Raw genomic sequence first — 26,693 nt, forward strand, 5'->3', positions numbered from 1 at the left:
GTATGTTCTCTACGCTTTCACCATAAGAAAAGTTATATCATACATATTACAATTCTGACCAATAAATTGTATTTCTGAAACATATAATCACTTCGTATATATAATGAGAACAAAACGTGATTTTTCACTATCCTCTTCTATTGAGAAATGAGTTGTTTTTCATATCGCTTGTTCGCATCATCTTCTGTCAAACATGCAGTTGTGTAATTAATAATATTCCGGTTATCGTACGTGAATATATGTTTTAACTTATTTTCTTCTGTTATTACTGTCGGTAAGTATTTTGGTAAGTTGCTAACTACACCTCTATTATCACTATCTAATATCCAATCAATTTCTTTCCATTCTAATAATCCTTCAGCCGTACGTAATGGTGTATTCATTTGCATTCCATCTGGAAAATCAGCAACGAACACATACATTCCTTCACTAGCCTGGGGCTCATCTTTACCTTTAAAACCAACAGTCCCTTTATACGTTACACTTGAAAGTTCTATACCCGTTTCCTCAAACGTTTCTCTAATTATTCCTTCGTATGGCGTTTCATTCTCTTCTATTTTTCCTCCAACACCATTCCACATCCCCATATTCGGCTTTTTATTTCTATTTAATAGCAGTATTTTATCGCTTTTTCTAATAAAACAAATTGTGTATTTGTACATACGATCATTTCCTTTCATTTTCCACATGAGTTATTTGGCTTATTTTCAAGTAAAAACACTCGCCTTACAATTCCTTACTACATAATATATAGTACAACTTTCATGCGTAAACACTTTACGTCAAACGAGAGAATCCTTTTTAGAAAGGAGAATTTAAAATCGATATTATAAGCAATGAATTTCTAAACCAATATTACAACAGCCTCGTGTGGTTAAACGATACACACTGGTTTGGAGTTCCAATCTGTAAACTTCCCTCTGATCTCTTTTTGTATCAAGAAATTATTTATGAATTAAAGCCCGATTTAATTATTGAATGCGGGACTTTTCACGGTGGTAGTGCACTGTATTTAGCTTCTATGTTAGATTTAATTGGAAAAGGTCACGTACTTACTATCGATATAACTCCGCAGCCAAATCGGCCATCACATAATCGGATTACGTATTTAACAGCATCTTCTGTTTCTGTGCAGGCCATCCAAACAATTGTAAGCATGCGCAAACCTGATGATGTGGTTTTAGTTATTTTAGATTCTGATCATAGTAAAGAACATGTCTCCAAAGAACTATTACTATATAAATCTATCGTCACTACTGGCAGTTATATGATTGTAGAAGATACCTCCATTAATGGAAATCCGCTTCTTCCCGATTGGGGTCCTGGCCCGATGGAAGCTGTGGATGAGTTTTTAACTAAAAATAATAACTTCATAATCGACGAGTCTAAACATAAATTTTTCATATCATTTAATCCAAAAGGTTTTTTAAAGAAAATAAAGTGAAACTTTAATAAGTGGGGTTTTGCTCATCCCCCACTTATTCTATCATTTTCATTTTTGAAAAAGGATAATATACAAATTCCACCTTGCCTATTATGTTATCTTCTTCAATATATCCTAAGCCATTTCGACTATCTCTACTTACTTCGCGGTTATCTCCCATTACAAATAACTTATTTGGCGGAATTTTTGTCTTTTGAAAATTATAAAATACTTGAGTGTTGTTAAATAAATCTTTGTTTGTATATGGTTCTTCTTGCTTTTTATCGTTCACATATACCTTTCCGTTCGTTATGTTAATTACATCACCAGGAAGCCCTATTACACGTTTCACATAATATTTCGATTCATCCTCTTCTTTTATAATGACAATTTCTCCGTGTTGTAAATTAGAAAGACGTACTACCGCTTTATTTACAAATACGTAGTCTTCTTCATATAAAGTCGGCTGCATCGATTCCCCTTCCACCTTACATAAAGTAAAAGAATGGTAGCCTATGACTATCACCAATATAAATAGTATGTACTTTCCCCAGCCTCTCTTAATCTCCTTTTTCATATCCATTCCCACCTTATAAAGCGCTTTTTAACTCAAAAAATATATCACTGCACAATATGTTTCCATGCAGTGATACTATTTTTACTGTGCCTTGTTCGGTTGTTCTACTGGAATTGAATTTGCATTTGATCTATTTGTTTTTAATTCAAAATACGCATCCAAAATCTCTTTACCAATCGCAGAATTAATTCCTGATTTATCATCATTCACCCATGGTACAACAACTGAAAAAGCTACTTCCGGATCCGCATCATATGGTGCATAACCGGCAAGAGTTAAATTATAACATTTTTTTCGGTTGTTGTTCTCATCTCTTCCAATATCACTTTCTCCACCATATACTGTCTCAGCTGTTCCTGTTTTTCCCGCTGGTTTATATGGTAGACCTTTAAACGTTCCGGTACCTGTTCCGTCAGCTTCTTGAAAAACTCTTCTAAATCCTTCTTTTACATGATTAATGTACGAAGTGTCCATATCCACTCTATTTAATACAACTGGTTCAATCGACCGAACGACTTTTCCTACATCCTCTGGTCTATTCGGTTGCTCTCTAACTTCTTGTACAATTTGTGGTTTCATTCGGTAACCGCCATTTGCAATGGTTGAAATATATTGTGCAAGCTGAAGCGGCGTATATGTATCATACTGTCCAATCGCGTAATCAAGTAAAAATCCGGGTATGTTATCAGTTCTACCTATTTGACCGATCGATTCATTTGGCAGGTCAATACCAGTCGACACACCTAGGCCAAATTGTCTAAAATAGTAGCGCATTTTATTAAATGTTTCTTGTTTAATATCTAATGGATTGTTTGGAACATAATTAATGCCTGCCATTTTTAAAGCTGTATTAAACATATAAACGTTCGATGATACTTGCAAAGCTCTTAAATCATCAATATCCCCAAATTCTTTCCACGATTTCTTCGGCTTAGAACTTCCTTTAAAATACATTGGCGTATCAAAGAAGTGTGTATACGGCTTAATCGCTTCTGTTTGATATCCAGTTAATAAAGTAGCCCCTTTTACAGTTGACCCTAACTCATAAGAACTTGTCATCGTTCCTAATGCATAATCTTCTATTTGCATACCGCCATCTTTATTTACAATTTTCTTTCCTGCCATTGATAAAATTTGACCGTTTTTCGGATTCATCATTACTACGAACGCACGATCCATCATCGGCTCTGCAGCATGAAAGGCTCGTAAATTCTTTTCAAGGCTGCCCTCTACTCTTTTCTGTAAATCCATATCGACTGTTAACATCAAGTTATTTCCACTTTTTCCTTCAGTCACTTTTTCTGTTCGAACAATCTTCCCTGCTTTATCCATAATATTTTTAGACTGTTCCTTCGTTCCATGTAGTGCATCTTCATATTGTTTTTCAATGTAACTTTTACCAATACGATCGTTTCGATTATAATCACGAACTAAATAATAATCTAATTGTTCTCTTGGCAATCCTTCATTTTCATTAGAAACGCTACCTAGTATAGAGCGCAGTATTTTATCATTTGGGTATTCACGTTCCCAATCTACTGTCGTATCTACCCCTGGTAAGCTTGCCAACCTTTCACTAACGACAGCATATTCATTTTGACTTACATCTTTTTTAACGATTTGCGGCGTCATTTTATATCCCGCATTCATTTTGCTTTTAATTACTAATACTTCTATATCTTCCTTTGAAAACTCATTTAGTTCTTCTTGTGTAATTCTTTCCCGGCGCAGTTCTTCTACTTTTTTATCTAACTCTTTTCCTTCTATTTCTTGCTTTCTAAATTTACTCTCATCTTCTTTTGTTACTTTCGCCGCTGCCCGCTTTTCATTTAACTGCATCCAAAAATCTTTCTTATCTGTCTCTGTTAACTTATCCATGTCCTCTTGCGACATTTCAATTAGTTTGGCTAAATCTCTTGCTACTTGTAAAACTTCTTTCGAGTCTACTCCTCTCATTTTCGTATATGTAACGGTTCGCAATGGTTTATTATTTACAATAACGTGACCTTGCCGATCAAACATTTTCCCTCTAGGAACGGGAGTGCTTACCGTTACATCTTCCTTTTTATTTACTTCATTTCTATACGTTTCTCCATCAATGATTTGTACTTTACCTAATTGAATTATAATAGCTGAAAATAAAAGAAAGACAATAAAAAATAGTACATTTAACCGAAATGGAATATGAGTCTTTTTCTTTTTCGATTGTTTTTTCTGCTCCTTTTTCTGTCTCATTTCGCTCCCTCGCTTCATTCTATTAACATTTCTACGCAAAATCATTATGTATCAAATTTATTTATATGATATATATAGAATTTTATATTAATTATAAAAGAAATAAAAGATTTAATTTTCAGTTTTTTGTTTTTACATCCTATTTATTACCATTCCCTTAATGCACAATAACATGAATATTATTCTAAAAAAAAATGGGCAAATTGATTTTTATAAATTATAGAGATGGTGTTACTACATTATCAAAATGTTTTCATATGGCTTAAAACAGTGATTACTCAAATAAAAAACTGAGGCAGATACCTCAGTTTTTTCGATAACTTATTTCATTGAAGATAACCCTTCAACAAACTCACCAATCTTATTTTGAAAAACAAAATCAAAGTTATATTCCTGTCCTGTTAACTCTTCATTTACTAAAATAGTTGTTGCTCCTACTTCCCTCTTTGCGATTTCCGGGAATGAAGCGACAGGTTGTACTTTTAATGACGTTCCCATAACGAGAAGTACACCTGTTTCATATAAACGTTTCATCGCATTTTGATATTGCGGCAGTGTATCTCCGTATAAAACAACATCTGGATTTAAAATAAAATTACACTTCTCACAACGCGGTACTTCATGATCAATCATATACTGTAAATCATAGCCTGATTTACATTTTGGACAATGTGCTGTTTGAAGTGTTCCATGTAAATCAATGACATGCTTACTGCCACCTAATTGATGTAAACCGTCAATATTTTGCGTTAAAATCGTAATATCTTTCCCTTGTTCTTCTAGCTCAGCTAAAAAGCGATGGCCACGATTTGGTTTATATTGATGGAACGTATTAATTTGAAAGATTTCTTTATAATGCTTCCAAAATTCTTTCGGACTTCGGTTATAGTACCCTCTTGATAAGTACATCTCCACATTCGCATCAGCATACAATCCATTTGCTGAACGAAAATCTGGAATACCACTTTCCGTACTTGCACCAGCGCCTGTTAATACTGTAATTTTCTTCGCTTTTTCTAAAATTGAACGTACTTCTTCAAATTGTTGCACAAAAATCACCTCTATGTATTTTCCTATTCTTATTATACCAGTTGTTTACAGGAGGTGTTGTACAATTCATTTTACTTAATGCGTTGCGCCCCCAACCTCTACAATATCTACCTTAACTGTCGTCGTTACTTCGATTGCCAATTCTATCCCCTTACGAATAGTAGAAAGTGACATACTCGGTTGCCCTGGATAATTACTCGCTTGTTCTGGTAAAAACGGAATATGAATGAATCCGCCTTTTATTTTCTTATCATGTTTCTCTAGTTCATGCATAAGTCCATAGAATAAGTGATTACAAACGAATGTGCCTGCCGTCTGTGAAACAGATGACGGTATACCCTCTTCGCGAAGTTTTTTTACGATTGCTTTCATCGGAAGTGTAGACCAATACGCAATGGCTCCTTCTTCTACAACCGGTACATCTACCGGCTGATTCCCTTCATTGTCAGCGATTCTTGCATCATCAATATTAATTGCGATACGTTCTATCGTAATATCTGGTCTGCCCCCAGCTTGTCCAATGCATATAATAATTTCCGGCGCTAGTTCTTCTATATACTCTTTTAATACGCTTATTGATTTATGAAATACAGTTGGTACTTGTTTGCTTATTATCTTGTATTCTCCAATTGTTTTTTCATGCAAACCTTTTGCTACTTCCCAAGCTGGATTGATATTTTCTCCGCCGAACGGATCAAACCCTGTTAATAATACTGTTTTCATAGTTTTATCCTCCTAATTAGAAACGATATACTAGGCCGTACATAATAAACATATTTATGATAAAAATTGAAAGAGCAATTGGTACTTGCGCTTTAATAACCGCATTTTTATCCTTTAGCTCTAAAAGCATCGCAGGTACGATATTAAAGTTTGCTGCCATTGGTGTAAGCAGCGTTCCGCAATATCCAGCAAACATACCGAGCGCTGCCATAATTGCTGGGTTTCCGCCGTGCATTTGAACTATTAAAGGTAAGCCAATTCCGCCAGTAATAACAGCAAACGCTGCGAATGCATTTCCCATTACGACTGTAAATAGCATCATGCCTAAACAGTACGCCATAACGGCAACGAACGGATACTCTGTCGGTAGCACTTGTCCGACTAAGTCTGAAACAACTTGTCCAACGCCAGACTTCGCGAATATACCGCCAAGTGCTGCTAACATTTGTGGTAAAATTACAGCCCAGCCAACAGCTTGTAATAGTCTGCTTCCTTCTTGTACAGGTGTTGTTATTTTTGATTTTGTAATACGCATCGCCGCAACAAATGCGAGTAATGCACCAAGCGCTAGTGCAAATAATGTTACTTTATCTGGATCAACAAGAGAGACATTTCCCCATTTAATTTTCCCTAAGGTCAACGTACCGATAATTGTAAAAATAGGAATTAATAGTGCAGGCATAAAAATTTTATTTTTTAATTTCTCAGCATGTTTCACACGTTCTTGTACTGGAACTTCTTTTTCCTCTGATTTTGTTACTTTATTTAGCGAGGCTAAAACGACCATAGCGAGCACGATACAGCCAACGTAAAACGAAGGAATTACATTTCCAAATAAAAATGTAACTGCAAACAATGCCCAAAATAAACTAGAACCGAATCTGTTTGGATGTTCACGATCGAATGCGATACGAACAGCGATAAAAGCAACGATTATCCCTAATACATAATAGATTGTATCCATTGTGATGATGTTCATATTAAATTGCCTCCTTCTCTTCTTTTCCTTCTGCCTTCATTGTTTTCTCTATATATTTATCAAACCTTCTAAATCTAATCCAGCTTACAATAAGTGCAGATATTGCTGTCGGAATGCCCCAAAGTGCCATATCCCATACTCCGACATGCATACCTACTGAATCGAAGAATCCTTTCATTAATAAAATAGCTCCAGTTGCGATGAAAATATCTTCTCCGAAAAACCAAGCTGTATTTTCAGCAGCTGCTGCGTTTGCTTTAATCTTTTCTCTTAATTTTTCAGGAAGTTTACCGTATTTACCTTGCGCGGCCCCTTCTGCCATCGGTGCAACGAGCGGCCTTACTGTTTGCGCATGCCCACCAATATTAAGTCCTAGTGCTGCTGATGATTCTCTTATCGTAAAATATGACATTAATACTCTTCCAGTTGTTGCTCCTTTTGATTTCGTTATAAGTGCTTCTGCTCTTTCTTTTAAACCGTAACGCTCTAAAATTCCGATTACCGGTAAAGTTAATATAATTGGCATAGACATATATCTATTTTCTATGAAAAATTTACCGAACATGCTGATCACATCATAAAAACTTAATCCTGAAACCATACCAGTAACAATACCTGCAACCATAACTACTAAAAGTGTATTTAATCTAAATAAAAAGCCCACTGCAACAAGTAGTATTCCGATTAATTTAATCATCCCAGCACTTCCCCCTATTTTTTATTTCGGTGCACAAATAGAAATATCATTAAGTTTGAATGTTCTGTATATTCTTTTTGCAAATTGCACTGCTTTTTCCCCATCACCGTGTAAACAAATTGTTTGCGCCTGAACTGCTACTTTCTCTCCATTGACCGCATTTACATGGCCTTCTTTCACCATTTGAAGTACTTGCTTTATCGCTTCGTCTTCATCTTTTATAAGCGCATTTTCTTCTGTACGGCTCGTTAATGTACCATCTTGCTTATATGTACGATCCGCAAAAGCCTCTTGTACAAGAGTTACTTTGTATTTTTCTGCAGCCTGTATAAACGCCTCGCTATTTGCTAATCCATAAAGTAATAGACTTGGATTTATATGATAAATTGCCTTTGCAATTGCATCTGCAATTTCCGGATTAGACGCCGCCATATTATATAAGGCACCGTGCGGCTTTACATGCTGCATTTTCCCGCCTGCCGCTTTCACAAATGCGTCTAATGCGCCTGTTTGATATAGAACATAATCGTATACTTCACTTGCTGAAACATTCATGTTTCTTCTACCAAATCCAATTAAATCAGGAAATCCAGGATGCGCCCCTATTGCTACGTTATGCTCCAAAGCTTTTTCAACAGTTTGACGCATAATAGACGGATCACCCGCATGAAAACCGCAAGCAACGTTTATAGAGGAAACGAACGGAAGAATCTCATCATCATTCCCCATTTTATAAGCGCCAAAACTTTCTCCTAAATCACAGTTTAAATCGATTGTAGTCACAATGTATTCCTCCTAATTTCAGCTTCGTAAAGCGATGAATTTCTTTAATAGATTCATATTTACTTCTTGTTCTATGTACAATTGTTCCGCTTCTTCAAGCGTAATTTTCTCAAAAGAAACATAGTCCCCCGGCTTTAGCTGGGCAAGAAGAGGTAAATCTACTGAAATGATATTTCCCATTCTCGGATAGCCACCTGTCGTTTGCCTATCTGCCATTAATATAATCGGCTGTCCACCATTAGGAACTTGAATGGTTCCAAATGTAACAGGACTCGATAAAATCTCTTTTTCTTCAATCCTATTTAAAACTTCTCCCTCAACCCTATAGCCCATACGGTCAGCATAATTAGATACCTTATACTCTTTCGTAAAAAATGCCTTTCTACTTTCTTCTGTAAATTGATTATATTCAAAGTCAGCTATGACACGAAGCTTAGGATGTTTCTTATACTTTGGTAGTACGCTGTTGCTAATTGCCCATTTCGTTTTTATACACTCATCTTTTTGTAAGTCTTGAATGAAACGATTCGCCATTTCTGGTTGTGCACCAATTTGGAAGTAGTCACCCTTTTTCAGCATTCTTCCTTCTATACCACCAATCGCAGCACGTATGTACGTACTTTTGCTTCCCATTGTACGCTCAATATGTATACCACCCGCAAAAGTTACATACGCTCTGCAACCACTTTTCACTTTTCCAAAACAAAGCATACTACCTTCTTCCGCTAAAATGGGACGCCATAACGGGATACGTTCTCCATTCAATAACGGTTCCATATCTGCTCCGCCAATCGCAAGTAAAGTCGTTTTCTTTATTAACAATTTAGGTCCCATAATCGTCATTTCGAGTCCCGCTTCATTCTCCTCATTACCAACTAACATATTGATCATCCGAAGTGCACTTTGATCCATAGTCCCGCCAACTGGTACACCGTATTGTTGATAATGAGATCGCCCTAAATCTTGGACTGTTGTAAACATTCCTGCATGCAAAACCTCTACATCCATTCTTTAGCCCCCTCAAGTGATAAGTACTCTTCCTTCGTTATTGGGATAAATCGTAAATACATACCGCTTTGAATAAAGGTTGGTGTTTCTTCTTCCGGATTAAATAAGGAGATTGGTGTTCGACCAATAATATTCCATCCACCCGGTGTTTCAAGTGGATAAATACCTGTTTGATTTCCGCCGATTCCTACCGAACCAGGTGAGATTTGTAACCGCGGTATTTCTTTTCTAGGTGTTTCTAATTCTTTTGATAGTCCTCCTAAATACGGGAACCCTGGTGTAAAACCTAACATATATACAAAATATGTAGTTTCACTATGTATTCGAATCACATCTTCTACTTGTAAACCTTTATAATGTGCAACCTCTTCTAAATCAGGTCCATATTCTCCCCCGTAGCACACTGGTATAGAAATATGTTTCACATCCTGTTTTACTTCTTCTTTATAAGAATCACACAGCTCCTTTATATACTGGCGAACGTAATCATGTGACCTTTCACGTCTCTCATTTCCCTTCCATACTTCGTATACATTGTAGTAAACAGCTAATGAAGTAAACGACGGAACGCACTCTATCATTCCTGCAAACGGATGTTGCTGCAGTGCTTGAAATAACCGCTGTACTTTCTCATATATATCCCTCTTAATTTCTTCACCAAATGTAACAATAATTGCTTGATCCCCTAACGCAGAAAATTTCATCCTACTCCCTCTTTCTATGCCAAAAAGCCGAGTTCTTTCGAAATGCGATGCGCTGTTTCTTTCACCTTCGCAATAAAATATGAAATGTTACTTTCGTTGTACTCAATTGCTAATCCCGAAATACTAATGCCTGCTACAACCGTTCCATCGCTCGCGAAAATGGGTGCTGCTATCGCGGCTGTATGATTTTCTAACTCAGAATAACTAATGGTGTAGCCTTCCTTTTTTGCCATTTGCAACACTTCTAACAATTGTTTCTTATCCACGATTGTTCCATCTGCAAACTGTTTTAAATCCACTTCCTCTATGTATCTCCGTTTCTCTTCCTCAGAGAAATACGATAGTAAAATTCTTGGACATGCGCCAGCATAAAGCGGTGCTCTTCTTCCAACCGCCGTATACACGCGTACCGGCTGAACACCTTCCATTTTTTCAACATAAATTGCGTCATTTCCATCCTGAATTATTAAATTAACTGCCTGTCCTAAACTATCTCTAAGTTCTTTCATATAAGGAATTGCTATATTTCTTACTGATAATCGTTGTGAAACAAGTTGACCGAACCGTAAAAATACGACCCCTAAACGATATTTCCCCTTTTCGTTTTTTTGTAAAAACTCCATCTCTTCCAACGAGCCAATTAAACGATAAACAGATGTTTTCGGCATATTTGTAAGCTGAACCATCTCTGTTAAACTTAGCTCTTCATGCTCATAAAACAACTCCAAAATATCCATTGTCTTAACTGCCGTTTTATTTATACTCATTCTATCTCCCTTTCGTTCCGAATTACGGAACTTAAATTCCGTTTTTCGAAACAAACATATAATTTAAAATTATAAAATATTCTTTCAATTCAATCAATAGATTTTAAGCAAATAAAAAAGTATGGAAGAATATCTCTCCCATACTTCACCACACTTTATAACGCTCTTACTTGTTCCAACGGCCAGAAAACAGCTTGTCCTTTTCCGACAATTTCATCTTCTGAAATAAAGCCAAACATGCGACCATCCTTAGAAACTTCACGATTATCCCCTAAAACAAATACTTGGCCTTCTGGCACTTTCGTTTTCCCAGTGATTTGTTCTAACGTAAAGTCTGGAGTTAATACACGGCCTACTGCTTTTTCTTTAAACTTTTTTAAATATGGTTCTTCCATCGCTTTTCCGTTTACATATAAAACATCATTTTTATACTCAACTGTATCTCCTGGCAAACCAATTACTCGTTTTACTAAATCGTATCCTTCTTTTCCGTGGAAGACGATAATATCAAAGCGATCTAATCCACTTATACTATAACCAATCTTATTCACTAGAACTCGTTCGTTATTTTTTAAAGTGGGCATCATTGATTCACCTTGCACTAAAGAAGGTGTAAATAAAACACCGCGAATAATAGCAATTAATACAAGGGTAAAACCTATCGTTTTAGCCCAAGAGAATAATTCTTTCTTCGTATTTTCCTTCATCGTTTCTCCTCTTTCTTAAGCACTTATTTTATTATTTCAACTAATTCTTGTACTAAATTAGGATCTATTTCAGAAAAACATGATTTTCCTTCTCTTACCGCTGTACCGACATGCGCCTGCGTGATTCCAGTTTCATCTAGCAATCGCTTTATATTTTCTTTCGTCACGCCAGCTCCAGCTACAAGCTGAATTTGACCATCGCTTACCTTTTGCATTTCTGTAAGCACCGGAATATTCTCTACTATATTTCCTTGTCCACCTGAAGTTAGAACGTGAGTCACTTTATGAAACTTCTTTAAAGTGTTCATTGCTTCTACTGGATTTTCTATATCATCTATCGCACGGTGGTACGTTACATTTATTCCATCTACAACAGATAGTAAGTCCGCTAATTTCTCTTCATCCACTTCATTTCGTTCGTTTAATACGCCTAATACTACACCAGCTGCTCCTAACTTCTGCGCAACTATAATATCTTCTTTCATCATTTCAATTTCTTCTTCCGTATATGTAAAAGACTTCGCATGCGGACGAATCATAACATGAATTGGTATACTTACCGCTTCTACCGCTTTTTTTATAAAAGCATAACTCGGTGTTAAACCACCTTCTGTATAAGATGAAATTAATTCAATCCGCTTCCCGCCAGCGCTTTCAATTCGTTTTACATCTTCTAAACATGTTGCAATAACCTCTAGCATGAGATGACCTCTTTTCGTGCTTTTTTCTTATTATAACATTAGTAAAAATAAGAAGCCTAGCTTTCTCCTTTAAAACTTAAAAAAGAAGAATGAAAAGAAAGATTTTTTATTGGCAACGATTATTGGTAACATCCTATTATTCATGTACACTCCTACCATAATGAAAAAAGCCCTTCATTTTGACGGATTTTTCTAATTTCAAGCTTTTCTTTCCTCAGTTTTCATATCAATGCCTAATTGATCTTCCAATAACTTTACACCTTTCTTTGTAAGATGGACAGCTCGGTTCTTATCCGTTTTCGTAATCCATCCCTGTTCAAAAAGCAGTTTTGCAATTGCAGACCCTAACCAACCAGAAATATGGTAACGCCGTTCACTCCAATCAAGGAAAGGTTTTGCAAATACCCTCCTTTTTGTATCTGCCTCATCAACATTTATTCCAAAATTCAGAAACCATTTCTTACCTTGTTCCGTTACAATGTATTCTCCATCCTCTAAAATTATAAATTGCCTATCTAGTAATTTTTCAGTTATCTCTACACCGAGTTTGCCTGCAAGATGATCATAACAAGTTCGAGCATAACGAATTTGTTTTAGTTGGCTTGATTGTTTTAAAGAGCGAACTTGAACTGTTGGTGCAATTGTCCCTAACTTTTCAAGCACTTCTGCAACTTCTTGATTAGCAAGTCGATAGTAACGATGTCTACCATGTTGTTCAACTGTAAGTAAATTCCCTTCTACTAATTTAGAAAGATGCGAACTAATTGTTGGATGTGACACTTTTGCCATATAAGCCAATTCACTAGCCGGTAGTGCCTGATTATTCATTAGACAATCTAAGATGATTGCTCTTGTAGGTTCAGCAATTAGTTTAGCTATATATGAGATATTCAGATATACATTCATATTTCGATGATACCCTAACTATTAAATTGATACAATTATTTTAAGTTTAATAGTAAAGGAGAATGTATTATGAATGCAATTGATCTTAGTATATTAAATTTAAAAGAAACGAGAAGGCGCTCAGAAAAATTATGGAATTCTCTTCCCGATAATTTTCTTAATTGGAAGCCTGATCCTGAGGCTATGTCCTTTGGTGAAATGATTCGTCACGTATGGAGCTCAACTTTTTACTATCATATGATTATATAAAACAACGGTTCAATAAACGACATACGTACCCCGTATGATGACGAGCCAATTACTTGTGTAAAAAAAGAAATTGAATTGGCACAATCACACTTTACTGACTTCATAGAATATGTTCAATCAATAAGCATAGCCGAGCTAGATTCAAGACTTATTGATCGAAGCGATGTTGGCTATCAACGATATTTAGGTGATATGCTATTACGAATTGCCTATCATGATGCGGTCCATGCAGGTCAATTTTTACAATATTTGCGAATGGTTAACTTGGAAAGACCTTTAATTTGGGATTAAATACGAAAAATGTTTATACAGCCTCCAAACTGGCATTACAATAAGAATTTTTCAACAAGAAACAATCACAACACCATGATAATCATTTATATTAAAAACCTACATCTCCATTAAGTACTTCATACACATAAAAAGCACGGGTTTGATTACTAATCAAACCCGTGCTTTCAAAACAACTATAATATCCATAAACAATAAAATGTAAACTTCAAAAATCACGACCGAAACGCCGCATCCGCCAGCATAGACAATGTTGCATCATCCATCGGTGGATTATGCAGTCCTGCTCTGACGTTTAAATAGTAACGATGGAGCGGATTTTTTTCTGATAAACTTTTTGCTCCTACGATGCGCATCGATTTATCCACTATAGATATCGCCGCATTTGTTACAGCATATTTCACAGCTGCTAATTCTGCTTGCAGTGATAGTTTATCTTCTGCCTCATCGTACTTTTTCGCAATTTGATATAAAAAGACACGAGCTTGCATAAGCTCAAGTTCTAACTCTCCAACTAATTTTCTAACATTCGGCAATAAACTAATAGAATGATTTAAACTATTTGGCTTGTATGATTCCGCAAATTGAACTGCATAATTTCTTGCTGATTGTGCAATTCCTAAATAACATGCTGGTATATGTAGCAACCAGCCAATACCCTTTTGTTTCACTTTCCCGCCTTTTACATCCGTAAAAAAGCGGTTGTCTATCTCTACATTTTGTAAGACAAGGTCGTGGCTAGCAGTCCCTCGCATTGCAACGCTATCCCACGTTTCTTCAATAGATACACCGAGTGTATTTCTTGGAATAACAAACTCACCAACTTCTTCACGGCCTTCCATACTTGCTGAAATAATAAAATAATCAAGTACTGGCGCCATCGTTGTAAAAGTTTTTCTTCCATTTATAACCCACTTCTCGCCTTGTTGAACCGCTATTGTTTCTGGTTTGCCGCCACGCGTCGGACTCCCTGTTTTCGGTTCTGTTGCTGCCCTGTTAAAGAGCGCACCATTACGTACTTCTTCGCAAAACCATTTGAACATCTCATCATTCCAAGAGCGATTTTCCGCTAGCTCCTTCACAATGCCAAGATGCCAGCCAATCGATAATGCAGTAGCTCCACAGCCTTCCGCGATTTTCTCTTGAAATAAAACGAAGTCATATAAAGAAATGGCACTACCACCAAATTCCTTCGGTAACGTTAATTTCGTATATCCGATATCTTTCAAATCATTTATATTTTCATACGGAAATGATCCTAATTCACTTAGCTGATGCTCCCTTCCCATGAACTTCGGAATCAATTTATTTATTTTCTCAATAATTAAAGACTGTTCTTCTGTTTCAACAAATGAGAGTGCCATACTATAATCTCCTTTATCCCGCTATTTGCGGGCAGTAAAACTCCCACCTAAAAATTCAGGTGAAGCAAAGGAAGTTAGGTAGGAGATCAACTGCCCGTAAACGCCCGATTGGTTCAACTAATAATCAGTGAGAAACCCACCCACTGATTAAAGTTTCACTTTATGCTCGATTCATAAACCGTTCATTTTGTCATTATGATTATATGAAGCTACCTCTCTATTGTTTCACTATTCCGATAAAAATACAATGTTTTTGACTAATAAGAAAAGTGCCTATTTAAGGCTAGATCCTTTTCTTATATTAGTCCCCCTTCAATGCTTTTAACGGCAAAGAGGTTACATATCCAATATACGAGAATAATTCTTTAAAGAAGAATGGTATTTCTGTATCTAACGTTTTATATGCTGATGTCGGCGTTGGTGAAGCATACGCTTCAATATTAATATGTTTTGCGATTCTCATTGCGCGTTTCATATGAAGTGGATCACTCACAATCGTGTATGTTTGTATGCCGTTCTCTATTCCAACTTGCTTCGCATTTTTTAAATTTTCTTCAGTGAAAAGGGATTTAGTTTCAATTAAAATATCTTCCTCTTTTACACCTTGTTTCATTGCATATACTCTTGCAGTACGTGCTTCCTCAAGTTCTGCCTCGAACTTTGTACCACCTGTAAAAATAATCTTTTTAATATTTCCGTTCTTATATAAAGAAATCGCATGATTAATTCTTTCTTTAAATACAGGAGATGGTTTTCCGTTCCATGAAGCTGCTCCTAGTACGATACCAGCATCCGTTTTCACGTCATCATTTGCTTTAAAACGATAACTCCAAATATCGTAAGCTGCATAACTTACATATAAAATAGCAGAACAAATCATTAGTAAAAATACTTGAAAGATTCGTCTTTTCTTACTCTTCTTATTTTCTTTCATTTGTAATTGCCTCCGTACATCATCCATACTTCTATAAAAAACATTTATATCAAATCGTTTTGTTTGAGTTTATTTAAAAGAAGGAACTTTACTTGTTATTTATGTATAAAAGGGTTTTCATTTAAAATTGAGGATTATCAATTCATTTTCATTTGCGGTTTTCATTACATTTTTTAAATTTATAAGTTTATTACCATACAACTACATTGTAACGAATTTTTTCTCAGAAGGGAACGATGAAACAAAAGGAATTAAAATAAAGTAGCATTTTGTAAGAAAAAAGGTATATTTTTCATATCTCACGAACAATATACCTTTCAAAACACGAATTATAACTTTTCTTTATACAACTCTAATTTTTCTAACAATTTTTCTTTTACGCTTGGCCATTCACTCGAGATAATACTGTACACCACCGCATCTCTCACATAACCATTCGGTAATTTTCTTTCATTTCGAAGCACACCCTCTTTTACTGCGCCTAACCTTTCAATTGCTCGTTGTGCTTTTTCATTTCTTGCATCCGTCTTAATTTGCACTCTCAGCATATGCAATTTTTCAAAAGCATACTGAAGAAGCATATACTTACACTCTGTATTTATACTCGTACGTTGCACACTCGGATGATACCACGTTTGCCCTAACTCAACTGTCTTATCTTCTACTGAAATATTATATAAACGTGTACTTCCTACAATTTTATTCGACTGTTGATCTACGACTATGAAAGGTATTTGAGTACCTCTTCCGTAACCCTTTATCGCTTTTTGAACGTATTGTTGCATATCTTGCACACTATCCATTTTAGAGATTAAATACGCCCAAATATCCCGATTTCCTTCTACAATCGAAAACAAAGTTTCGACATCAGTATTATCCATTAACCGCAACTTTGCTCTTTCGTGAATAATTTCCATTTTTAAGCCCCCTTTGTTGTTACTATAACATATCATTAAAATTATTTTATTAATATATACATAAAAATAAATTCATACCATAAACATATAGTACATCTAAAAATAAAAAATGCGATGCCTTTATTCAAGCATCGCACTTATAATTTTGCACTACCTACGATTTTACGATAAATATTCATTTACACAATTTAGTAAACGCCATATATTTAGAACTTACATTATAGTTCAAAGCAACAAATAAGCAATCGGCGTAATGATAAGCAACGTTAAAATCGTTCTCTGCACATACAGAATAATAAGTTCAGATACTTTTAACGGAATATCTGTTGATAATATACAAGGAATTGAAGCGGAGAAAAACAGTATAGATGATACGGAAACAACTGCAATGACAAACTTTGTCACAAGTGGCGCACTTACTACTAATAATGACGGTAAAAACATTTCTGCAATGCCAACTGATGCGGCTTTAGCAGCTAAGTCTGCTTCTGGTAATTGTAATAGCCATGTAAACGGATAGAAAATATAACTGATCCAATCAAATATTGGCGTGAACTTCGCTAAGACGATACCAATTAATCCTACTGACATAATGGATGGTAAAATTCCCATTGTCATAATAAATCCGTCTTTTAAATTCATTGCAATATTTTTCATAATGCTCGGTGCAGACTTTGATACTTCTAACGCATCTTCCCAAGCACGTTCTAACATTTTCTCTTTATAAACAGGCTCTGGGAAGCCTTCTTCTGTTACATATGTATCTGGTTTTCTACTGAGGGGTGGGATTCTTACGGTGATAGCAGTCACGATGAATGTTACAACAAGTGTAGTCCAAAAATAAACATTCCATAAATGCATAATATCTAATGTTTTTGCGATGATGATCATAAATGTAGCGGATACTGTAGAAAATCCTGTAGCGATAATCGCCGCTTCTTTTGTCGTATACTTTCCTTCTTTATACACGCGATTCGTAATAAGGAGAGCAAGCGAATAACTTCCAACGAAGGACGCAACTGCATCGATTGCCGATCTCCCCGGCGTATTCCATAATGGCCTCATAATCGGACGACAAAATGTACCGATAAATTCAAGCAATCCATATCCGACTAATAACGCTAAAAACGCCGAGCCAATTGGAACGAGCAAACTTACTGATATGACTAGCTTCTCATATAAAAACGGTCCAACATCTGGCGCAAAGAACCAATCTGGTCCTACTTTTAAACAATATAATATGCCAAAAACAAAGCCAACTACTTTTAAAATAGAAAAACAAATGTCTACGATAGATGCATTCCATTTCTTCGTATAAAATGGATAAATCGCACCAATTGCCATAACAAATAATGCATAATAAGGTACTATGCCAGGAACCGAAGCCCTAATCCACGATACGATATGATCAATCATAATAGACGATGCACCGTTTATCGTAACAGGAACGAAAAACATAAACACTCCAACGAGACTAGCAAGTATAAACCGAAGAATAATCCCCTTCTCTCGCCCTGTCTTAATTACATTACTCTTTAATTCAATTTCACTCAAAATTCGACACCTCCTATTATCTAAATATTCTGTATAATAATGTTGTATTCCTTCTTTCCATTTCTACTATTTAATCATATGAAAAAGCCTATTTTAAAATAGGCTTTTCTATTACCTCTCATAATCATCCACAAGCACTTGAATGATACGATAAGATTCTTCTGCTACTTTTTCATTACTATCCCTATTCGCATCATATGTAATTAACGCCTTCCAAAGTGCCCATCCTCTCGCTCTATTCCACGTTTCTTCATCCATGCGTAATACTTCTTTAAATACATTTCTACTATTTTCATCAAAAAACGTCCAAGCCATCGCTGCATCACAAGCAGGATCTCCTACGCCTAAAATACCAAAATCAATTACAGCACAAAGCTTTCCATCTTTAACGAGTAAATTCCCTGGCGCTACATCTCCATGAACCCAAACTGGCTTACGATCCCATGTCGAACTAAGTGCTACATTCCAAAGGTGTTTTAATAATGCCTCGTCAAAAACATCCTTATTATTTTCAATAGCAACTCTCGCCTCTTCATCATATACAGATATAAGTCCGCCTCGGTAAAAATTATGTGTTCCAGCTAAAGGTCCGTTACTCGCATTAATAGATTGCAATTCTACTAAAAAAGATCCTAAGTCCGCCGCAAATTCATTTAAATCCCGAACGTTTTGTTTCGTAACTGTTTCTCCCTCTATCCACTTATTAATAGACCAAGGCAATGGATACGCTTCAGACGGATTTCCTTTCGCAAGTGGGATAGAAATCGGTAAAGAAAGCCCCTTATTTAATATAGGAAGCCAACTATTTTCTTTCTCTACTTGCGGTGCATATGCCACATCACTTGGCAATCTTACACTCATCTCATCCCCTAAGTGAAACGTCCTATTATCATACCCACTAAACTTTACAGGTTTCACTTCTAAATGGGCCCATTCAGGAAACTGTTCCTGTATTAACTTTTCAACTAAACTTACGTTAATTGGATGCATTCACATTCTCCTTTTCTTTTGAAACTTACTAAGCCCATCCGTACTTCCAACATATTCAAAACTATTTTTCTTATAAAAATCATTCAACGTACGATTATGCCCCACGCAATCTAACTTCAAATACTCTTTATCACATTGCACATTCTCTTCTACCCACCGTAAAATCCATTCTCCTATTCCATTTCCCTTATACTTCCGTTTCACCGCAAATCTATGAATATATAATGAATTAGAAACTTCCTCTTTACCAAAAATATGTTCATCCCATTCATTTTGTTTAGGAGAAACTGTAACCGTACCAACTATTTCAGCTTCTTTCAGAACAACATATGTATATTTCTCTCTTATACATTCTAGTATTTCAGCCGTAGCTTCCTCTCCTAAAAGATACTGCCACTGATCCACTTCTTTATATTGTAGCCATTGTGCTACCTCTTTTAATAAAAGGATAATACTATCACTTTCATTTTCAGTAGCAATTCGAATTGCATATTCTTTACTTATATTTCTCTCCATATTGCCTTTCCCCTTTCAAATTGCTACCATACTGACAAACGAGTCCTTCCATCATTTTCATCTGTAATATATTCTACATAAAATCCTTGATTCACTGCGTTTTCATACATTAATTCAATCGATTTTTGATCTTTCGCATAAATTTGTATGTATTGAGCATCCACCGCTAATACAACTACCTCACACTTGCTTTCCTTAAACTCTTCGTATGTTTCAATATCTATCGCTATTTCTCCTTTAGGATATGCTTTTAAATCTGCAAAAATAAGATAATATATGTTGTCTTTAACTAACTTTTTCAACGCTAACCCTTCCACTACACTTGGTTCTTCTGGAAATAATGCCTCATCCAATTCACCACGTGCTATTAAGTAGGACTCCTCATCCCTCACTCGCCAATCAAATACAGTAATATCAATTGGCTTTAATACTTTCCAAAGTAAATTATCATATCCATCTAGAATATCTACTGTAAGCCCTCTTTTCATATGCTTGCTCCTAACTTATTCATTTTCGTTTCATACATTATATATGAAATGTAATTACTATATTTTGTCGATACATAAGTACATCATAAAAAAACCGCTCCACTACTAGCGAAACGGTTTCCTTCTGCTTACATTTAAATATTCCATTCAATTGTTGCACTACGTTTTAAAATATTTTTTAATATATGCACCACATCAGTCGTTCATTCTTAATGTTCACTTCGACTTCACGAAGTAATATAAAAACCATACTGCATGATTTTGTTCATCCGCAGCTATTCTCCGTAACAACTCTTTCAAATGTACATCCGATGTCTCATCTGAAATTTCCAAATAAAAATCTACTGTTTTTTGTTCATCTTGTATAGCAAACTCTAATCCTTGTAAATACGTATTCGGACAGTCTTCAGTAATTTGTGGTTTCGGCTGCCTGCCAGTTAAGTTCGTATAAATTTGTACAAAGTTGTGGAAATGCTTTATTTCATCATTACGAATTTCAAGAATTTGTTTTTGTTCTACTTGATTTGGAGCCATATTTGCTAATTTTGCATAGCAGCTTATGGCGCTATACTCTCCATTTATAGCTTTTTCAATATCACTAATCAATTTATCATTCTGCCTATACCAATCATAATAATTTGAATTATACATCATATCCCCCCATACTTTCGCTTAACATTTTATGCATTTAGAAATAGTAGGAGCCTGTGTATTTAATGGGACGGCTTTAGAATGAAAGAAAAGTTTGAGAAAAGGGTCTATTTTGTAAAGGAATTGCTTATTCATAAAGTGAAACTATAATCAGTGGGGATTTTACTACACGGCAAATAGCGGATAAAATATCACTATTTTTTTGTACGCTGTTGCTATAAATTCGCGAATGAATCAGGTTTCCAACCAGATGTGGTGTTGAGATGCGAAGCTATTATGAATCCAGTCATATAACTAGGAGGTACCACTATGCCATCTTTATTTAAAACTATGGCCTTCCAGCTGAAAACCGAAAGACTTGAGCTTAGTATGTGGGAGGAATCCGATTCCGTTTGGCTGAGCAAATTAATTGGCGAACGTGGCGTGGACATTCCAGCCGTTGATTCCGTTCGTAACCGGCTTATTGAGATGCGCAAGAAGGCAGATGAAAATGGTATTTCCCTTCTCACTATTCGAAGGAGAGACGAAGGCGATTTCATTGGGTACTGTGGCTTAATTATCGGTCGTTCCACACTTGAAGAGCCGGAGATTGCATACGAGTTGTTCCGCAGCGCTCATGGTAAAGGTTATGCGACTGAGGCCGCATCTGTTGTACTGGACGCGGCGATTGCTACTGGGCGCCAAAGACTTTGGTCGACTGTAGGTGCTTGGAATATCGCTTCCCTCCGGGTACTAGAAAAGATAGGATTTAAGCGGCATCACAGTACGTGGGATGATGAACGTGGTGAGATTGTTTGGAACGTACGCGATCTTTAAAGATTTCGCCTTAATTCTAAACACTACACTTTTCAACAATCAGGCATTTACATTGAGAAAAAATCACAAACAAGCCGTTTCACTAATTAGTGAAACGGCTTGTTTTTAAGCGTTCAATTCTGTTTTATGCCCTTTTACTACACTACGTTTGAGTGCAGTTGCTAATATAGTAACCATACTTACTATACCAATCCAAACGAGTACAGTAACAGGTGTATTCCAGCTTAACCCTTTTCCGAAGAAGAAGATTTCTCTTAGGCCTTCAATCATAAATTTCATTGGTAACCATGAGTAAACCCAGTCTTGATAAAACGGAGACAACATCTCAGGTGCTAATAATAATAACGGTGCCCCGAAGAATAGTAATAAAGCGAATAAACCGATTCCTTTTAGCCCAACTAATGATAGTACTGCAGATATCATTAAGAAGAAACTAAAAGAAGTAATGGATAAGAATAGAGCTGTATCCGTGAAGTTCGAAATATTTAACCCTACCATCCCATCTGCAATCCATGTAAGACCAAACCCAATTACAAGTGTCGCAATAGCTCCTGTTACGATTTGTTTTACTTTTAACAGAAAGTTTTCTTTTCTTGAGCTTACTGGCATTTTACTAATCGCAATAAAAATAATCGCTGCACTAGCTAAACTTGCAATCCATAACGGCTGGAATAATGATATTGGTGAGTTACCGTTCGCACTATTTTTGCCGACCTCATTCACATTTTTCACGTTCTTTACAATAGGTGTTACTAATTTCTCAGCTTGATCTGTTGTTACAGTAGCTCCTTTTGCTTTCAACCCTTCTAATATTTGTGTACGAACAGTATTGTTCATATTATCAACAATCGCCTGTAATATTTGCTCTGCCATAGTTGATGCAGCCGTATTCATTCCTTGATTAATATATATTTCTATCTCAGGTGAAGATGGCTGTGGTGTTCGTAACGACGCTTGTTTTGCGCTAAATTCTTTCGGGATGACTAATGCCGCGTAATACTCTTTATTGTTTAATCCCTTTTGAACGGCTTCTTTATTTTTTACTTCTACCCACTCCACTGCGGGTTCTTCCTCTGATTTCGCTGTTTTTTTCATGTTATCAACGATCGTTTGCCCCATATTCATTTTCGGTTGATTTGGAATTTCTACACCTTGATCCTCATTTACAATTGCAATTGGCAAGTTTTTCGGCTGCGGTTGAACAGTTGGAAATAGCGTTAATGAAAAAATAAAAACAACAAGTAGTGCAATAACTGGTGATAAAAATAAAAGTTTATTTTTAAACATTTTCTTTTCTCCTCCCTTAATTTGATCTATAATAACCAACAACGTGTTGTTTATTTATATTTTGAATTATATGTTCGAGTTGAACCTTATACAATAATCAAAAATCGTGAATGTGTTGGTTATAAGACACATTTTCCAAATGTGTTGAGTAAAATTAAGGAGGGATATGCTTTGCGCGATAATAATTTAGATTTGCGTGTTGTTCGTACGAAAACTGCCATACGAAATGCATTGGTGGAGCTAATTGAAGAAAAAGGTTTTGACGCCATTACAGTGAAAGATATTACAACGAAAGCAAACATTAATCGCGGTACTTTCTATGCGCACTATCAAGATAAATTTGATTTAATGACAAAATGCCAAGAAGACATTATGTACGAGTTTTCTAGCATTGCTAAACAGAAATTCCCGGAAGTTATTGCTGACCTTGGATCAAATCCTTCTCCAACAATGCCATTTATACTTATCACTTCTATTCTTGAATTTCTAAATGAAAATAGTGATTTTATGAGAGCTGTACTAAGTCCGAAAGGAGATTTATCTTTCCAAACAAAACTGAAAGACTTTATGTGGAAAACATTATTTGAAGATACGAATGGTCCTCTCATTAATAAGGAGAATTTACTTGTTCCAAGCGAATATTTAACTTCTTATATGGCATCTGCACATATAGGTGTCATCCAACAATGGTTAAATAATGGACAAAAAGAAACACCTGAGGAGATTGCTCGCTTTTTATCAACAATCGCAGTTCATGGACCTTTTTATGCTGCTGGCTTAAAGAAATAAGCCCGCTTGCTTAGTAATTTCTATTATTTTATTAATAACTTGAAATTTATGTTTCTGTAAAAAAAGCTGTTGAAAGGACTCCCCTTCAACAGCTTCTACATTATTAACGATATAAACGAACTGCACCTGCAGAATTATCATCTGCTTGTCCAACTACTTCAAATTTCAATCCAAATTTCGGTAATTTACGTCCTGCATCTGGGATTAAATCATTTATATACAATTTAGAGTCATCAAACTTCGTTACACCTGGTAATCCTTTGTAATCATATGTTCCACGTGTTGGAGATACCACTTTCCATGCTGGCGTTTGGTTAAGGGAGAACGCAGCATCTGCGATTTGGAATCGTGTACTATTTTTAACAGTTGGTTTGCCATTTAGTGTTCCAACAATTGCCTCTGGGTGAGAGTCAACAACTCCTAAGAAACCTTCACCTGGATGTAAACCAACCCAATTATCTGTAAAGCTAGAGTCTGCATACCATACTAGCAGACCTGTATTATATGGTACACCACTGCTATATTTTAACGCTTGATCAGCACCAGCATAGTTTCTCCACTCTAAATAGTAGTTATGCTTCTTCTTATCAAAACCGTCTGCTACAACAAAACCATTTAATTTAAATTTCGTTTCGCCTTCTGCATCATCAGAGAACACAACATGTCCATCTACAGTTAATGTAGCATTATCAAAAGTAAAACCAGTCGGCGCTAAACCACCATCTGTAATGTATTCGAATACTAATTTTACTTTTTGACCTTTGAATTTGCTTAAGTCATAAGACTTATCTACCCATTTACCATCTGTTGTGTCTAGACCATTTTTCACATTTTTTTCACCAATTCGATCCACTAACGTTTTCGTACCATCTTCTTTCACTGCATGTACTTCAAGGAAGTCATAATCCGTTTCAATTTCATACATTGATTTATAATCAAACCTCGCATTTGTTGCATTTGTTAAATCAAACACTGGCGTTTCTAATGTTGTATGAAGGTTATCACCTTTTGTACTATAGTAGTACTTCTTACCGAATGCAGGCTGAATACCTTTCACCTCTTTATCTGGTAAGTTAACACGAATCAGACCAGGACGATTTGATTTCGTTACACTTTGATCTAAATACGTCGCATAGCCAATACCACGATTTAATTTATTATAGTCAACCTCTACAATATTGGCCCAGTTTCCACCTATGTTCTTTTGAAAGAACTCTTTGTTTTGCGGAGAGAAACTCGGTGGCGTTGTTCCTGCAATTTTACCAGCCCAGCTACCGCCACTCATAACAGACCAGGAGTTAATTGGCTCACCTGCTCCTGTGTACTTCGTATCATACTCATCTGGAAGACCTAAATCATGACCAAATTCATGTGCGAATACACCAACCGCTCCGTCTTCTGGCTCAATTGTGTAGTCGTATGCTGCCATCTTACCGCCCCAGTTATCAACTTTTGCTTTTGTTCCTTCAATTGGATATGGTGTTCCAAGGTGCCAACGATGTGACCAAATTGCATCATCACCTAGTCTACCACCGCCCCCATCTTGCCCAACTCCAGCGTGAATGACCATTAAGTGATCAATCAGACCATCTGGTTCATTTTTATTGCCATCACCATTATTGTCATATTGATCGTATTCGTCAAATTCAGATAAATCAATACCACTTTCTACAGCCGCATTTAATGCCTCTTTTACAAAATCACGAGGTCCTTTTGGTCCCATATTATCATGACCGCCATCTCCTGCATCTGCGCCATAATCTGCCGCATTACCAGGAACTGTCAACCACTTTGTTACTGTGCCATCTACTGTATAACTACCACCAGATTGCTCTTCATAATATTGTTTAAATGTTGGTACTTTTGAACCATCAAAGAGTGTAAATGGCTCATTACCAAATAACATTTTTTGATAATGTTCTGGATTAAAATCATTTGAATACATATAACCTGGTACTTGATCAATATTGTTATGCTTAAAGTCCGCAAACTCTACTAGCAATACGAGAACTTTATCTTTACGAACATCACCGTTATATTGTTTTTGCTTCGCTGAAGTAGTTGGTACTTGGCCGTTTAATCCCCCTTTAACCGGCTCTTGTCCCGCTACTGGACCACTAGCAGGTTGATCTGCTTTTTCTTTCTCATCTGCTTTTGCATCTTTAACTTTTTTCAAAAAGTCAGCCGCTTCTCTCGTAACACTATCCCCCGCTGCTGGTTCTTTTCCCGCATTTTCTCCTTTTTTCTTCTCTACGTATTTTTCAACAGCTTTTAATGTGTCTTCTTTCGACGTAGATTCATTAATTACACCGCGTTTCTTGAGCGCATCTGCTAAACGCTCCTCTTGAATTAAATTTTCATCAATCGGACTTAAAGTTCCTCCATTAGACGGCGTTGCCGCATAAACAGATTGACCCCCATACCCAAATGTGCAACTAAGCACAGCTGCCGCCGCAAGCGTAGACAGCACTTTAAAAGGTTTTTTCTTCATCCCTATTCCTCCCCAATATTAAATACGATACAACGTTTATATATTACGGAAAATTCAGAAAATTATCAATGCATTGTCTGAATTTGTAATATTTTT

General features: G+C 36.0%; 27 protein-coding genes and 1 pseudogene. 4 read left to right on the forward strand and 24 right to left on the reverse strand.

Annotated elements, in window-relative coordinates; all coding sequences use genetic code 11:
* Nucleotides 1–137: 137 nt before the first annotated feature.
* Nucleotides 138–662, reverse strand: coding sequence for an NUDIX hydrolase (locus MR112_RS17640; protein ID WP_227900574.1), 525 nt, complete (start codon nucleotides 660–662; stop codon nucleotides 138–140).
* 158 nt (nucleotides 663–820) lie between these two features.
* Between MR112_RS17640 and MR112_RS17645 the strand changes: the two genes are divergently transcribed.
* Nucleotides 821–1,444, forward strand: coding sequence for a cephalosporin hydroxylase family protein (locus tag MR112_RS17645; protein WP_303394266.1), 624 nt, complete (start codon nucleotides 821–823; stop codon nucleotides 1,442–1,444).
* Nucleotides 1,445–1,478: 34 nt separating this feature from the next.
* Here MR112_RS17645 and lepB (MR112_RS17650) read toward each other — a convergent pair whose 3' ends face one another.
* From lepB (MR112_RS17650) to MR112_RS17710, 13 genes are all read right to left on the reverse strand, one after another.
* The gene (lepB, locus tag MR112_RS17650) at nucleotides 1,479–2,000 is read right to left on the reverse strand and encodes a signal peptidase I (protein WP_002094069.1); all 522 of its coding nucleotides are present in this window, start codon (nucleotides 1,998–2,000) and stop codon (nucleotides 1,479–1,481) included.
* A gap of 81 nt (nucleotides 2,001–2,081) precedes the next feature.
* A complete protein-coding gene (locus MR112_RS17655; RefSeq protein ID WP_242245173.1) occupies nucleotides 2,082–4,235 on the reverse strand; it encodes a peptidoglycan D,D-transpeptidase FtsI family protein in 2,154 nt (717 codons plus the stop codon).
* Between the two features lie 321 nt (nucleotides 4,236–4,556).
* A complete protein-coding gene (locus MR112_RS17660) occupies nucleotides 4,557–5,294 on the reverse strand; it encodes an NAD-dependent protein deacylase (RefSeq protein WP_074554685.1) in 738 nt (245 codons plus the stop codon).
* A gap of 66 nt (nucleotides 5,295–5,360) precedes the next feature.
* Nucleotides 5,361–6,008 (reverse strand): pyroglutamyl-peptidase I, encoded by a 648-nt coding sequence (gene pcp, locus MR112_RS17665; protein WP_000859708.1) that lies wholly within the window; start codon nucleotides 6,006–6,008, stop codon nucleotides 5,361–5,363.
* 16 nt (nucleotides 6,009–6,024) lie between these two features.
* A complete protein-coding gene (locus MR112_RS17670) occupies nucleotides 6,025–6,987 on the reverse strand; it encodes a DUF979 domain-containing protein (protein WP_227900572.1) in 963 nt (320 codons plus the stop codon).
* Between the two features lies 1 nt (nucleotide 6,988).
* Nucleotides 6,989–7,684: a DUF969 domain-containing protein gene (locus MR112_RS17675; RefSeq protein ID WP_000593392.1), complete on the reverse strand. Its 696-nt coding sequence runs from the start codon at nucleotides 7,682–7,684 to the stop codon at nucleotides 6,989–6,991.
* 21 nt (nucleotides 7,685–7,705) lie between these two features.
* Nucleotides 7,706–8,467 carry a 5-oxoprolinase subunit PxpA gene (gene pxpA / locus MR112_RS17680; RefSeq protein ID WP_000207317.1) on the reverse strand — a complete coding sequence of 254 codons (762 nt, stop codon included), beginning with the start codon at nucleotides 8,465–8,467 and terminating at the stop codon, nucleotides 7,706–7,708.
* Between the two features lie 18 nt (nucleotides 8,468–8,485).
* Complete coding sequence (locus tag MR112_RS17685) at nucleotides 8,486–9,475, reverse strand: 5-oxoprolinase subunit C family protein (RefSeq protein ID WP_000382243.1); 990 nt, start codon at nucleotides 9,473–9,475, stop codon at nucleotides 8,486–8,488.
* Nucleotides 9,466–10,179 carry a 5-oxoprolinase subunit PxpB gene (gene pxpB / locus MR112_RS17690; protein ID WP_227900571.1) on the reverse strand — a complete coding sequence of 238 codons (714 nt, stop codon included), beginning with the start codon at nucleotides 10,177–10,179 and terminating at the stop codon, nucleotides 9,466–9,468. The genes MR112_RS17685 and pxpB overlap by 10 nt, the downstream gene beginning before the upstream one ends.
* A gap of 14 nt (nucleotides 10,180–10,193) precedes the next feature.
* A complete protein-coding gene (locus tag MR112_RS17695) occupies nucleotides 10,194–10,946 on the reverse strand; it encodes an IclR family transcriptional regulator (protein WP_000026367.1) in 753 nt (250 codons plus the stop codon).
* Between the two features lie 155 nt (nucleotides 10,947–11,101).
* On the reverse strand, nucleotides 11,102–11,653 hold the full coding sequence (gene lepB / locus MR112_RS17700; RefSeq protein ID WP_000662498.1) for a signal peptidase I: 552 nt from the start codon (nucleotides 11,651–11,653) through the stop codon (nucleotides 11,102–11,104).
* Nucleotides 11,654–11,676: 23 nt separating this feature from the next.
* Entirely contained in the window at nucleotides 11,677–12,354 is a 678-nt protein-coding gene (locus MR112_RS17705; protein ID WP_227900570.1) for a copper homeostasis protein CutC, read from the reverse strand.
* 198 nt (nucleotides 12,355–12,552) lie between these two features.
* Complete coding sequence (locus MR112_RS17710) at nucleotides 12,553–13,260, reverse strand: ArsR/SmtB family transcription factor (protein ID WP_242245174.1); 708 nt, start codon at nucleotides 13,258–13,260, stop codon at nucleotides 12,553–12,555.
* 69 nt (nucleotides 13,261–13,329) lie between these two features.
* Here MR112_RS17710 and MR112_RS17715 point away from each other — a divergent pair.
* Nucleotides 13,330–13,800, forward strand: a pseudogene (locus tag MR112_RS17715) (DinB family protein).
* A gap of 215 nt (nucleotides 13,801–14,015) precedes the next feature.
* Here the strand turns inward: MR112_RS17715 and MR112_RS17720 are convergent.
* From MR112_RS17720 to MR112_RS17755, 8 genes are all read right to left on the reverse strand, one after another.
* Nucleotides 14,016–15,164, reverse strand: coding sequence for an acyl-CoA dehydrogenase family protein (locus MR112_RS17720; RefSeq protein ID WP_063245352.1), 1,149 nt, complete (start codon nucleotides 15,162–15,164; stop codon nucleotides 14,016–14,018).
* A 301-nt stretch (nucleotides 15,165–15,465) separates the two neighbouring features.
* On the reverse strand, nucleotides 15,466–16,098 hold the full coding sequence (locus MR112_RS17725; RefSeq protein ID WP_000662215.1) for a YdcF family protein: 633 nt from the start codon (nucleotides 16,096–16,098) through the stop codon (nucleotides 15,466–15,468).
* A 329-nt stretch (nucleotides 16,099–16,427) separates the two neighbouring features.
* Nucleotides 16,428–17,015 (reverse strand): GNAT family N-acetyltransferase, encoded by a 588-nt coding sequence (locus MR112_RS17730; RefSeq protein WP_000402586.1) that lies wholly within the window; start codon nucleotides 17,013–17,015, stop codon nucleotides 16,428–16,430.
* 225 nt (nucleotides 17,016–17,240) lie between these two features.
* On the reverse strand, nucleotides 17,241–18,569 hold the full coding sequence (locus MR112_RS17735; RefSeq protein WP_048656697.1) for a YjiH family protein: 1,329 nt from the start codon (nucleotides 18,567–18,569) through the stop codon (nucleotides 17,241–17,243).
* A 111-nt stretch (nucleotides 18,570–18,680) separates the two neighbouring features.
* A complete protein-coding gene (locus MR112_RS17740) occupies nucleotides 18,681–19,559 on the reverse strand; it encodes an aminoglycoside phosphotransferase family protein (protein WP_242245175.1) in 879 nt (292 codons plus the stop codon).
* The gene (locus tag MR112_RS17745) at nucleotides 19,560–20,075 is read right to left on the reverse strand and encodes a GNAT family N-acetyltransferase (protein WP_000440749.1); all 516 of its coding nucleotides are present in this window, start codon (nucleotides 20,073–20,075) and stop codon (nucleotides 19,560–19,562) included.
* Between the two features lie 23 nt (nucleotides 20,076–20,098).
* Complete coding sequence (locus tag MR112_RS17750) at nucleotides 20,099–20,563, reverse strand: DUF2691 family protein (protein ID WP_000820297.1); 465 nt, start codon at nucleotides 20,561–20,563, stop codon at nucleotides 20,099–20,101.
* A gap of 216 nt (nucleotides 20,564–20,779) precedes the next feature.
* Entirely contained in the window at nucleotides 20,780–21,214 is a 435-nt protein-coding gene (locus tag MR112_RS17755) for a ferritin-like domain-containing protein (protein WP_000282831.1), read from the reverse strand.
* Between the two features lie 309 nt (nucleotides 21,215–21,523).
* Between MR112_RS17755 and MR112_RS17760 the strand changes: the two genes are divergently transcribed.
* Complete coding sequence (locus tag MR112_RS17760; protein WP_001139523.1) at nucleotides 21,524–22,030, forward strand: GNAT family N-acetyltransferase; 507 nt, start codon at nucleotides 21,524–21,526, stop codon at nucleotides 22,028–22,030.
* 105 nt (nucleotides 22,031–22,135) lie between these two features.
* Here the strand turns inward: MR112_RS17760 and MR112_RS17765 are convergent, their stop codons facing one another.
* Nucleotides 22,136–23,317: a YhgE/Pip domain-containing protein gene (locus tag MR112_RS17765; RefSeq protein ID WP_000475839.1), complete on the reverse strand. Its 1,182-nt coding sequence runs from the start codon at nucleotides 23,315–23,317 to the stop codon at nucleotides 22,136–22,138.
* Nucleotides 23,318–23,488: 171 nt separating this feature from the next.
* On the opposite strand from MR112_RS17765, the gene MR112_RS17770 reads away from it, so the two are divergent.
* A complete protein-coding gene (locus tag MR112_RS17770) occupies nucleotides 23,489–24,106 on the forward strand; it encodes a TetR/AcrR family transcriptional regulator (RefSeq protein ID WP_001205505.1) in 618 nt (205 codons plus the stop codon).
* Between the two features lie 103 nt (nucleotides 24,107–24,209).
* Here MR112_RS17770 and MR112_RS17775 read toward each other — a convergent pair whose 3' ends face one another.
* On the reverse strand, nucleotides 24,210–26,597 hold the full coding sequence (locus MR112_RS17775) for an immune inhibitor A domain-containing protein (RefSeq protein ID WP_000728990.1): 2,388 nt from the start codon (nucleotides 26,595–26,597) through the stop codon (nucleotides 24,210–24,212).
* Between the last annotated feature and the right edge of the window lie 96 nt (nucleotides 26,598–26,693).

The organism is Bacillus cereus group sp. BfR-BA-01330 (genome assembly GCF_022663885.1).
Classification (GTDB): Bacteria; Bacillota; Bacilli; order Bacillales; family Bacillaceae_G; genus Bacillus_A; species Bacillus_A cereus.